We start from the raw sequence: 12315 nt of genomic DNA, 5'->3' as shown, positions 1-12315 counted from the left end.
TAATCAGGCTGTAGTCAGACAGGTTGTTATTTAAGTTCTTCGGAGCTATGCAGGGGCATTTAGAATTAGTTGTTTGATTTTTATAAATTCTAATCGATAGGTGAAATTTTGAAAACAAAGACATTAAAGAAGAATAAAGTAAATGTTATAACCCTTGGCTGTTCCAAAAACATCTACGACTCAGAGGTGCTGATGGGGCAATTGAAGGCGAACCACTTTGATGTAGAGCATGAGAGTGAGAAGGATGATTCCGGAATAATAATCATTAACACCTGTGGCTTTATTAAAAATGCCAAGCAGGAGAGCATTGATACCATTATCCGTTACGCGGAGGCGAAGAAAGAAGGCCTGATCAATAAATTATATGTGACGGGATGTTTAAGCGAGCGCTATAAGCCTGAACTCGAAAAAGAAATTCCTGAAGTGGACGCGTACTTCGGTACGCGTGACCTGCCGCGACTGCTGAAAACCCTTAAAGCCGATTATAAGCATGAGTTGATCGGGGAGCGGTTGCTTACCACGCCCAATCATTTCGCGTATTTTAAAATTGCCGAGGGTTGCGACAGGCCTTGTTCGTTTTGTGCTATACCGCTGATGCGGGGTAAGCATCTATCAACCCCAATGGAGCAGTTGGTGCAGCAGGCGAAAACACTGGCAAAGAATGGTACGAAGGAATTGATACTCATCGCACAGGATCTGACTTACTATGGCCTTGACCTGTATAAGAAACGTAATCTGTCGGAGTTGCTGAATAAACTTTCCGATGTGGAAGGTATTGACTGGATACGTTTGCATTACGCGTTCCCTGCTGGTTTTCCGATGGATATACTGGATGTGATGCGCGATAAAAATAATATCTGCAATTACCTGGATATGCCTTTACAGCACATCAGCGACAATATGCTGAAGAGCATGCGCAGGGGAACAACAAAACAAAAAACAATAGACCTCGTAAAAAGTATACGCGATAAAGTGCAGGGTATTGCCATACGTACCACATTGATCAGCGGTTATCCGGGCGAGACGGAGCGGGATCATGAAGAAATGCTGGAGTGGATAAAGGATTCACGTTTCGATCGTTTGGGGATATTTCCGTATTCGCATGAAGAAAATACGCACGCCTATTCATTGACGGACAATATACCCGCTGAAGTGAAGCAGGTCAGGGCGGAAGCGGTGATGGCTTTGCAGCAAACCATTTCCGATGAGTTGAATCAGCAAAAGATCGGAAAAACATTTAAAGTGTTGTTCGACCGCAAAGAAGGCAATTATTTTGTGGGCCGCACGGAGTTCGATTCGCCTGAAGTGGATAACGAGGTGCTTGTGAAAGCCGATAATTATATACGTATTGGTGATTTTGCCAGCGTAAAAATTACCTCCGCTGAACCGTATGATCTGTACGGGGAGGTCGTAGACGGTGATAAGTAACCGGTATTCAGTGATCGGTGATCAGTTATTGGTTTGTTCACCCTCTCACCGATTACCGATCACTGAATACCGATCACCCTTTCCCGGTTAACAACCCAAACATTAACTGTAATTGTATATATTTGCCGACAGATGGGTTTAGTTGAAGATATAAAGCAAAGAAGGTTCAGGAATGAGCACCACAAGGCTGTTGTAAATATTATTTATACCAGCAATTGGTTAAACAGTATTCACACCCGTTTCCTGAAGAAATACGGTATTTCACCTGAGCAGTTTAATTTACTTCGTATTTTGCGCGGACAGCATCCTAAACCGGCTACTGTAAACCTGTTGATCGATCGTATGCTGGACAAGATGTCGAATGCTTCACGGTTGGTTGAAAAACTTCGTATGAAGGAATTGGTGGAACGCAGGCCAAGTCTGGAAGACAGGCGTGCCGTTGATGTTGTGATTACACAAAAAGGACTTGATCTTTTAGCTTCGATCGATAATAAGCTGGACGACCTTGTTGACATTGGGAAAAAAATCACTGAAGCCGAAGCACTGGAGTTGAACAGGATACTGGATGAAATGCGTAGTTAGTCAACGAATAACGAATAAAAAACGAACTTAAGAATCAATACCGGTAACGTAGATCTTTTTATTTTTTCTTCAAACTTTACTTAGATAGGTGAATTTTAGATTTTGTGTTGTGTATATTAAATGTTTGACATTCGTAAATTCGTTATTCGTTGATTCTTTATGAACTATTTATCAGTTGAGAACCTTTCCAAGTCGTACGGCAATAAAGTACTGTTCGATAAAATAAGCTTTGGCATCAGCCGCGGGCAGAAGATGGCGCTGGTGGCCAAGAATGGCGCGGGTAAAACCACATTGCTGAAGATCATCGCCGGACAGGATACTCCTGATGGCGGACAAATTACTTTACGTAAAGAAATTTCCAAAGCCTACCTCGAACAGGAGCCTAAGCTGGACGATAACTTAACTGTACTGGAAGCCGTGCTTGCTTCGGATAACCCGATCACCAGGGTGATACAGGAATATGAGCATGCCATCACATTGGTAGAAACACAGCATAGTCCCGCGAATGATGAACGTTTGCAGGATGCCATGTCGCAAATGGATATGCATAATGCCTGGGATTATGAACAGAAAATAAAGCAAATACTTTCACGCTTAAAGATCACGGACCTGGAGCAAAAAGTTGCATCGCTTTCGGGCGGACAGCGCAAACGCGTGGCACTTTCAAAAATACTGATCGCCGAGCCCGACCTCGTGATCATGGATGAACCCACCAACCACCTTGACCTTGAGATGATCGAATGGCTGGAAGGTTATTTGATGAACAAAGATCTCACTTTATTGATCGTGACGCACGACCGCTACTTCCTTGATCGTGTGGCCACAGAAATTGTGGAGATTGATGGCGGAAAAATATACCAGTATGCCGGCAACTTCAGCTATTTTGTGGAGAAGAAGGCCGAGCGCGAAATAATGGAGAACAGTGAACTGGACAAAGCCAAAAATTTATACAAGCGCGAACTGGAATGGGTGCGTAAAATGCCCCGTGCGCGCGGCACCAAAGCCAAATCGAGGGTGGATGCGTTTGATGATGTGAAGAAAAAAGCTACCGGCAAAAAGAACGAGGATGCCTTGCAGCTCACGGTGAAGATGACGCGTATGGGCGGGAAAATACTGGAGCTTATTAAACTTGGTAAATCGTTTGGCGATAAAAAAATACTGGAAAATTTTTCATACGTATTTAAGAAAGGCGAAAAGATCGGCATTATGGGCCCGAATGGAGTGGGGAAGAGCACCTTCCTGAACATTATACAGGGTTTAGAACAGGCCGATACCGGCAAGATACAAACGGGAGAAACAATAGTGTTTGGCTATTACTCGCAAAAAGGTATGAAGATGCGCGAGGATAAACGTGTAATAGAAGTGGTGAAGGACATTGCGGAGTTTATTCCCCTTGCGGATGGCTCCAAACTCTCAGTTTCTCAGCTGTTGCTGCGTTTCCAGTTCAGCGGTGATATGCAGTATAGTTTTGTAAGCAAATTAAGCGGGGGCGAAAAACGCAGGTTGTATTTATTAACTGTGTTGATTAAAAATCCTAACTTTTTAATTCTGGATGAGCCCACCAACGATCTTGATATTTTAACCCTATCTGTGCTCGAAGATTTTTTACAAAGCTTTGGGGGCTGCATGCTTATTGTTACTCACGACCGTTACTTTATGGACAAGCTCATCGACCACTTGTTTGTGTTTGAAGGCGAAGGTTATATAAAAGATTTCCCGGGCACTTACTCCGAATACACTGTTTGGAGAGAAGAACAGCAGCGCGAATTAAAAGCGGGCAACACTCCTGCTAAAGCCGAAGAAAAAGTTGTAGTAGAAAGCAAACAGGATTTTCCTCCCGCCAATGGGCCACGCAAGGCAAGCTTTAAAGAAAAATTTGAGTTTGAACAATTGGCCAAAGAACTGAAAGAACTGGAAGAGGAAAAAAATAAACTAACTGAAATTTTCAATATTTCCTCCCAACCCCATGATGAACTGCTGAAAAGCGGTGAACGCCTGGGTAAAGTGATCTCTGAAATTGAAGAGAAGTCTTTAAGATGGCTTGAACTATCGGAGTTGAGTTAAGTGCCTGCTATTCTAAATCCTCCGGAACGCAAAGCTTACACCCAAGCATAAACTCATAACCCTGTCAGGGTTCTAAACCCTGACAGGGTTATCCAAGGGTTATCCAACGCGCGTACTTTTACTCTCAATGCGCGTTAGACCGCGGCCCACAATCCCATTCCAATGCAGGAGTCGCCTGCCCACCTCAATCCCCTACAATTTCTAACAATAGCTTGCAAACTGTTATAAATACAATACTTTAGTGCCTTATGCGAATTTGTTTGGGTTTTGTATATTTATGATAATATACTTATAGAAAAGACCAGCTCATGAAAAAAACAATATTACTTGCCATTATACTAGTGCAGGCCATAAGCGGAGCAATTGCTCAAACGCAATGGACACAAACATCCACTCCTCCGGGTGGAAGCGTATGGGATATTGAGGTGATCGGTACTAATATTTTTGCAGGCGCTACCAATGGAGGAGTTTATTTTTCGGCTGATAACGGAGTTACATGGCAGCAAAGAAACGGAGCTTTTTCAAATATGATAGTTCGTACATTGGCTGTCAGCGGCAATGATATATTTGCGTGTGGCATGAGTAGTTTGGGTGGAAGTATATTATATAAATCATCAGACAATGGAATGAACTGGACGGATATTACACCTGTTGATCTGAAAATGTCTTTTGAAATCAGAACTATGGCAATCACCGGTACAGATATTTATGCGGTGAGTTCACCCGATGGTGTTTATAGATCATCTTTAAGCGGCATCAGTACCACGAGCTGGACATCTTTCAATACAGGTTTAACAAATAAGCAAATACGTTCATTGAAAATAAAGGGGACTACTATTTATGCCGGTACCTACGGTGATGGCGTTTGGACTTCTCCAACTTCAGCTGCTGCGTGGAGTTTAACATCTTCAACTATGTCTGAGTATTCTGATTATGTCCAATCGCTAAGTATTAGCGGGTCAACAATTTTTGCAGGTAATATTTCGGGGACACCTGTATTATATCGTTCAACAGACAATGGTGCCAACTGGGTACAATCAAATACAAGTATTTTTGGAGATAAACCGGTTTACGAAATAATAAATGATGGAAATACAGTTTACGCGGGTACGGAAGGAGCGGGCATTTATAAGTCGACTGACAATGGAGTAACGTGGTCGGCATACAACGAAGGGTTACAGGATACTTCAGGCAATTGGATATGTGCAAACATACGATCACTTGTTTTTAGCGGAAACTACTTTTTTGCCGGGACCGATGACGGAGTTTGGAGAAGGTCGGCAACACCTTTAAGTATTGATGAATCAAATACCAATGATCAGGTCTCTTTTTATCCCAATCCTTCTAAAGAGTATATTGTAATTAAAGTAAAAAATGGTTTGCCGGCTTCCGTTTATACTATTTATGATCAGTTAGGCAGAGTAGTATTAACCGGAAAAATAACAAACGAAACTTCAGACATAAACATTCATGAATTAAATGCCGGAATATATATACTCAGTTTGGAAACCATCAATCCTCAGCGGTTTAGGTTTATAAAGGAATAGCTCCTTCTGGTCAAAACTTATCGCTTGTCGGTGATATGTTGTCAACTCAACTCAATTATTTCCTTTTCCCCTTCGACTTATTTTTTCTATTGTAATTGTTTTTTCCCTTCCAGCTACCCTGGATCCATTCATGACCCAGGTTGTGATGGCGTTTCCAATGGCCGCGGTTCCAATACGCGCCGTCATGAGTAGGGGTATCCCAATGGCCACTTACGTATCTATAACTTGTACCATATGGTTCCCATTCGTCATCGATCCATACATGCACAATAGTGGGTTGCGGTGTCATAACTATTACCGGGGCAACAGGGCGTATCTTTATATATATATGTGCCGGCCCGGAAAATGATGCGCCGAAAAAAACTATTGAAACGAACAGCAAATTGACAGGATTTATTTTCATAATAAAAAATTTAGTGGATTAAATTATATGATGCAAATGTGTAAGTATTGTATAAGGAAGTTGTTACACAATGATATATTTTATGTGCATTATTCACACATTGTGTAAATAGGTACATTTGCTATTGCCGGACATGACGATGGACATTAAATGCAGATTGTTTAATATTGATCTTTGTGACGTGTAAATACTTTTGTGAAAAAGCTTTTAAAAATATTCCTTATTATTTTATTTATCCTGCTTGGAATCATTGCCGGGCTTTTTACGTGGCGTTTTGTAAATTATAAATTGGATAAGAACCCGGACAAGACTTTTTTACTTCCTTATGTCGAGATAGCACAGGTTGAAATAGCTTCTCATACCCCGGAGAGAACAGAATTGATCGTTAATATGCGTATTGTAAATCATTTGCCCGGTTCATTTACTGTTGATAGTTTGCAATACAGTGTTTTTATTGATGGCGAAAAAGTGGTGAAGAATACATATAAACGATCTGTTACATTTAAACATGGTGATAGCAGCCGGATCGAGTTGCCGGTCACTATTTCAACCGACGAGCTTAAGGCGATCATAAAAGCGAACGACAAAAAGGGAATTGATTCCGTTGAATATCAATTACAGGTTTCATTCTATACCGATTTGATCTTTAAAAAGAAATTCGGATTTAATTTTAAAAAGGTACTTCCGTTGTATTATTTTCTGGAAGCATCTGCCGAACACATACGTATCGATTCGCTTAACTTCTCGAGGGCGGCCATTCAACTTATTGTATCGGTAAAAAATAAGAATGTTTTTCCGATTCGTTTCAGCGAAGTTTCTTACAAGTTCGCTATAGAAGATCATAAGTGGTTAGAGGGGCGAATTCCGGGGCTTACGGTGATTAAAGCGAATAGTGTAACTGAGATCAGTATACCGATAAGAATATCTTTTAGAGAAGTGGGCAAAACACTGTTTGACCTGTTGAAAAACGGAAGTAAGGTTAATTACAAACTTTGGATCGCATTCGTAATAGAATCAGAAAAAAATATATTGTCAAACAGTAAAGTAATTCTTAACAGTTCCGGGTCGGTAAAATCACTTTTGAAATCAGTTCAAAAGTGATTTATAAGACAATACAAGGGCAATCTCTCAGACCACAATCAGCAAATAATTATAAATTAGTGTCAAATTAACTGACATAAAATGCCCGATATCGTATCGAAAATCGCAGTTCGTTTAGGGATCTTCCTGGTGTCGGGTTATTTATCACCCCTTATTTTGTTTTTGGCTAATCTGGTTCCGCTCATTGGTTATCTATATTTCGATTGGAACGCGAATGATATCATCATCATCTTTGTTTTTGAAACAGCAGTTATTTTGTTTTTTGCGTTGTTCAAAATTATCTTCCTGCAGATCATTGGTAAAAGGGATGCTTATATCAGGAATCTTTCATCCGGACAATTAAAATATTCTTCACTCAGCATCTTTTTAACGGATATTTTTTTGATCGTTAATAATTTTTTTGTCGCGGTACTGATCTGCCTGCTGGCGATAGGTTTGCTGTTGTATTCTGTATTGTTTTTGTCACTGCTTATATTGGATAAAGGATTCATTCCGCAGGACCCCATCACTTACATTATGTCGGGAACCACGCAGCATTTTTCGGTCGCCCTTATTGTTATCATTGTTGAGCATTTCTTTTTATTCATCAGCAATTTCCTGATAGGGAAGGAGTACAACTATTTTCATCCTTTCGCTATACCCTTGAAAAGAACAATTTTACTTCTGTTTGCAATAATTGCAGCAGTCGAATTAAGTGAAAAGTTTTCCGATCAGCATTTTGTTTACCTGGCGGCATTGATCTTTCTGAAAATGCTTGGTGAATTATGGATGGTGATCGGCGAAAGAAAAGCCGGGGTAAAAAGTGGTGATACCACATTACAACGGTGACGTGGCTCATAAGAGTAATTTGTTCAATTGGTCTTGTAATATGATCACAATGAAATACTATTCAACAGCGAACGCAGCTCAGCGCTTTTATCCGGGTATCCCAGTTTTTCATAGGAGTTGATAAGGTTATTGATGAGCCGCTTGATGATATCAAGGTTGGAGCAGGAGCTGTAATATTCTTTTTTAGGTTCCAGTTTTAATTGTTTGATGAACGCGTCAATTTCTCTGCGGCTAAAAACGGCGCCACGGCTGAAAGGGTTGATGTAAAATAAAATGGGTGTTTTACTTTCGTCCTGCGCGATGATCGAAGGAAGATCAGCTTCATCTTTATAAGCCAGTACAAAATGTTCGGGCAGGTTTACGCCATAAACGGGGAGTCCCAGGCTTTGCGCTACAATGGCGTAAATAATGGACAGCGACAAAGGATTTCCTTTTTTACTTTCCAGCACATTATTGATGTAACTGTTTTGCGGCGCGTAATAATTTGTAGTGTTGGGACTGAATAAATGAACATCGAATAAAATATGATTGAGCACCTTTGTCTTTTCAAGGGCGGTGAGGTTATCATTCAGCTCCAGCCATACATCGTGTTTTACCTGTTCAAGCTGTTTATACATTTTAGCGATGTCAATATCCGGATATTGGTATTGGGCCACAAGCAAAGCGCCTTCCAGCAGGTTATGTGAATTTTCCTCCGCCCATTTTTTCGCGTCCTCAGCTATCTTCTGAAACTGTATGGCGTGAATTATATTTTCGATGCGTGTTTGAAGCAGAGGGTTGAATGAATGTTCCCACGCGTTTTCAAGTACAGGTATCACGTCGTGTCCAAGTGATACGATCTTGGTCTTTATATGAGAAAAAACTCCTTCATCGGGGTCATCCAACAGGCTTATCAGGGCGTTCAGTTCGTTCGGCTTCATTCTTCAAAAGTACCGCCGTGAACGGCCTGTTTTAATGGAAACCAAACAAAGTTTTAACCGCGTACCTGTTGAAAGTATTCATTTTTAATTTAAATAATTGAAAATCAATATGTTAGTATTATTTGTCAGAAATTGTTAACTTTGCACCATAATAAATCAAACATTTTATGACGAAGAAAAAAATTTTAGTTCCGGTTGATTTCTCTGATCAATCCCTCATTGCACTCGGACAATCCTACAACCTGGCAAGAAAGTATAAAGCTGAAATAACATTGTTATATGTTATTGAGGACCACGGTTTGGTTTCCAAACTTTTCTCCAAAGAACAGGATGACAGCCTTAAGAAGCAGGTCGAGGAGAATCTTTCGAAATTAGCTGCAGATGTTGAAAAGAAGCAGGGTTTAAATGTTACCACTATGGTGGCACGCGGCTCGGTTTACGATAAAGTGGCTGAAGTGGCTGATATGATCAGCGCTTTGTTTATCATTATGGGAACGAACGGCGCTACTAATATTAAAAGAAAATTCATAGGATCAAATGCGTTGCGTGTTGTGCGTGAAGCGAATGTTCCTGTAATTACCATAAGAGGACAACATCACCGCGATGGCTGCAAGAACATTGTATTGCCGCTTGACCTCACAAAAGAAACAAGAGAAAAGGTGAGCTTCGCTATAGAGTTGGGGAAGTTAGGAGATGGTTCCGCTATCCGCATAGTGTCGGTGTTATTTACCACCGATGAATTTGTGGTGAACCGTCTGACACGCCAGTTGCAGCAGGTGAAGCAGTTCATTGAAAAAGAAGGACTAGTATGTTCCGCCGAGATCATCAAAGGAGTTAAGAAGGAAGAAACACTTGCGCAGAGCATTATCAATTATGCCCATAAAGTGGAAGGTGACCTGATCATGATAATGACCCAGCAGGAGCAGGATTTCACGTATCGTTTCGTTGGCTCTTCCGCACAGGAGATCATCAATACATCTGATATACCTGTTATCAGCATCATTCCGTCGATGAAACGGAATATTGTATCTGTAACACCATATTAATAGCATTCAAATGCATATTAAGATCCCGGCTAAAAATTTCTAACTTAGCCGGGATTTTTTTATAATAATTAATACACCTGATCTATGAAAACAAAGGCACTTGACATTAGAAAAGTACTTATCCCGATCGATTTTTCCGAGACCTCGATGCTGGCCATTGAGCATGGAGCATTCATGGCCAAGCTGTATAAAGCCGATGTTATATTGGTGCATGTGGTTGAACACAGCTGGCAAAAGTTCAGTATTGTGGCACCCGAAATAAAATTTGAGCTGCCCGAAAATATTCTCAGCCTGGCTGAAGCAAAACTGAAAGAAGTGGCTTCAAAGATCAGGAAGGACTATGGGGTGACTGCCACTGCCATCAGTTCCCAGGGAAATATATGCGGAGAGATCGTCGAATTGGTGAATACCGAAAAGGCGGATATTATTGTGATGGGAACCCAGGGGGCATCGGGTTTGCAAGAGGTATTCATGGGAAGTAACTCATATAAAGTCGTTACACTTGCTCAATGTCCTATACTTACCGTACAAAGTCATTCCCGTCGTATCGGTTTTTCAGAAATATTATTGCCGATCGATAACTCGGGTCATTCCCGTCAAAAGGTGGGGTATACTGTTGAGCTCGCGAAACATTACGGTTCGAGGATACACATATTAGGATTGTTGGATGAGGATGATTCGCAGGACCTGGATAAATTCAAAATCAAGATTCAGCAGGTAAAGGATTTTGTTGAAAAATGTGAGATACCATCTGTCGTTGATATACAGGTAGGAGGAAACCAGGCAAAAAACACAATTGATTACGCCAAGAAACACAATGCGGAATTAATTGTAATAATGACCGACCAGGAAGAGAATTTCACGGGATCTTTTCTCGGACCGTACGCGCAACAGGTTGTGAATCATTCATGGGTGCCGGTTTTAAGTTTTAAACCTGTCGAGAACCCCGGAAATATTTCCTGGACCTATCCGTATAATTAATTGCGGAATCAGGATAAATAATTGATTTACGACGTAATGAGCTTGCCCCAAGATGTTTCAAGCTTGATAAAGAGGGTAAATTTCATTATATTTAAACGTAATGTTTTCACCATATGAAGATGCGTTTACCTATAGTTATAGGTTTGGTGTTGTTGTTGCCGGGTGTTGTTGTGCAGGCCCAGGGCGATAGATGCGGAACTATGCTTTATGATCAGTATATGCTGAGCCAGTATCCTCAGCTTGCCGCCATCCGTAAACAAGCGCGGATTGAGATCCGTGAAAACCCTAAGATTCCTTCATTTCAGAAATTATCCACAACTGTGATAACTATACCGGTGGTGGTGCATATAGTTTATAATACTTCCCTGCAAAACATTTCGGATGCACAGATACAATCGCAGATCGCGGTTTTGAACAACGATTACAGGAAACTGAATGCCGACACAACGCTTATTCCCATGCCATGGAGAACAGTGGCGGGAGATGTGGGCATTGAATTCTGTCTTGCAAAAAAGGATCCCGCCGGAAATGATACAAATGGAATTACGAGAACATCAACTATCGTTACTCAATTCAATTACGACAACCAGGTGAAGAAAACGAGCACAAAAGGACAGGATGCCTGGGATCCCACAAAATACCTTAATCTGTGGGTCTGCAACCTGGGTACCTCACTTTATGGTTTCGCCCAATTCCCTTCCGATTTCGGAACAAGTCCTTCCACGGATGGTGTTGTTATTAATTACACGGCCTTTGGTACTTCCGGTGCTGCAAAAGCTCCTTCAAATAAGGGTCGCACAGCCACACATGAAATAGCTCACTGGCTTGACCTGTATCATATTTGGGGTGATGACGGTGGCGGATGCACAGAAGATGATTTTATCAATGATACTCCCAACCAGGCTTCGGCGCATTACGGATGTACACTTACCTATCCATACACGGATGCCTGTTCGCCAACAGCTCCCGGTATAATGTTCATGAATTATATGGACTATGGCGATGATCAGTGCCTTGTGATGTTCACAAAGGATCAGGCGACACGAATGATCAATACTCTTAACACCACGCGTTCTGCTATACTTAATACAACTATTTGTTCGGGTCCGTCTTCCGTTCCCGATGACGGATATCAAAGCCGATCTGTTTTTTCAGTTTATCCTAATCCCGCGAATGGTGTCATCACATTATCCTCTATGGATCCTGTAAAAGAACTGGCTGTATATAATGTGATCGGTGAATCCGTTTTTTACTTCAGTCCCGGACAGTACCAGGCTCAGCCAATTGATGTTGATCTGAGCGATAAGCCGGCAGGAGTATATTTTGTAAAAATATTGACTAGCAAAGGGTATTCCAGCCAAAAGGTGATTGTGGAGCGGTAAAACTTGTTCAATTTTCACTGAGCTTTCATTTTT

General features: G+C 41.2%; 11 protein-coding genes. 9 read left to right on the top strand and 2 right to left on the bottom strand.

The features are described from left to right. Positions 1–108 precede the first annotated feature (108 nt). The 4 genes from rimO (at position 109) to HYU69_00935 (ending at position 5621) form a co-directional block, all read left to right on the top strand. Positions 109–1428 (top strand): 30S ribosomal protein S12 methylthiotransferase RimO, encoded by a 1320-nt coding sequence (gene rimO / locus HYU69_00950; GenBank protein ID MBI2268905.1) that lies wholly within the window; start codon positions 109–111, stop codon positions 1426–1428. A gap of 132 nt (positions 1429–1560) precedes the next feature. Then, positions 1561–2010, top strand: coding sequence for a MarR family transcriptional regulator (locus HYU69_00945; protein ID MBI2268904.1), 450 nt, complete (start codon positions 1561–1563; stop codon positions 2008–2010). A gap of 159 nt (positions 2011–2169) precedes the next feature. Further along, positions 2170–4074, top strand: coding sequence for an ABC-F family ATP-binding cassette domain-containing protein (locus tag HYU69_00940; protein MBI2268903.1), 1905 nt, complete (start codon positions 2170–2172; stop codon positions 4072–4074). Between the two features lie 308 nt (positions 4075–4382). Next, entirely contained in the window at positions 4383–5621 is a 1239-nt protein-coding gene (locus tag HYU69_00935; protein MBI2268902.1) for a T9SS type A sorting domain-containing protein, read from the top strand. 55 nt (positions 5622–5676) lie between these two features. Here HYU69_00935 and HYU69_00930 read toward each other — a convergent pair whose 3' ends face one another. After that, positions 5677–6024 (bottom strand): hypothetical protein, encoded by a 348-nt coding sequence (locus HYU69_00930; GenBank protein MBI2268901.1) that lies wholly within the window; start codon positions 6022–6024, stop codon positions 5677–5679. 195 nt (positions 6025–6219) lie between these two features. Between HYU69_00930 and HYU69_00925 the strand changes: the two genes are divergently transcribed. Both HYU69_00925 and HYU69_00920 read left to right on the top strand, forming a co-directional pair. Next, the gene (locus HYU69_00925) at positions 6220–7125 is read left to right on the top strand and encodes an LEA type 2 family protein (GenBank protein MBI2268900.1); all 906 of its coding nucleotides are present in this window, start codon (positions 6220–6222) and stop codon (positions 7123–7125) included. 81 nt (positions 7126–7206) lie between these two features. Further along, positions 7207–7953, top strand: coding sequence for a hypothetical protein (locus HYU69_00920; protein MBI2268899.1), 747 nt, complete (start codon positions 7207–7209; stop codon positions 7951–7953). A gap of 44 nt (positions 7954–7997) precedes the next feature. Here the strand turns inward: HYU69_00920 and HYU69_00915 are convergent, their stop codons facing one another. Further along, on the bottom strand, positions 7998–8873 hold the full coding sequence (locus tag HYU69_00915; protein MBI2268898.1) for a hypothetical protein: 876 nt from the start codon (positions 8871–8873) through the stop codon (positions 7998–8000). Positions 8874–9040: 167 nt separating this feature from the next. Between HYU69_00915 and HYU69_00910 the strand changes: the two genes are divergently transcribed. The 3 genes from HYU69_00910 (at position 9041) to HYU69_00900 (ending at position 12282) form a co-directional block, all read left to right on the top strand. Continuing rightward, positions 9041–9919: a universal stress protein gene (locus tag HYU69_00910; protein ID MBI2268897.1), complete on the top strand. Its 879-nt coding sequence runs from the start codon at positions 9041–9043 to the stop codon at positions 9917–9919. Between the two features lie 84 nt (positions 9920–10003). Further along, positions 10004–10900 (top strand): universal stress protein, encoded by an 897-nt coding sequence (locus HYU69_00905; GenBank protein ID MBI2268896.1) that lies wholly within the window; start codon positions 10004–10006, stop codon positions 10898–10900. Positions 10901–11013: 113 nt separating this feature from the next. Then, positions 11014–12282, top strand: a complete 1269-nt coding sequence (locus HYU69_00900; protein MBI2268895.1) for a T9SS type A sorting domain-containing protein — start codon at positions 11014–11016, stop codon at positions 12280–12282. The last annotated feature ends 33 nt before the right edge of the window (positions 12283–12315 follow it).

The organism is Bacteroidota bacterium (assembly GCA_016183775.1).
GTDB lineage: Bacteria > Bacteroidota > Bacteroidia > JABDFU01 > JABDFU01 > JABDFU01.
This window is presented reverse-complemented; position numbering and strand designations above follow the sequence as displayed.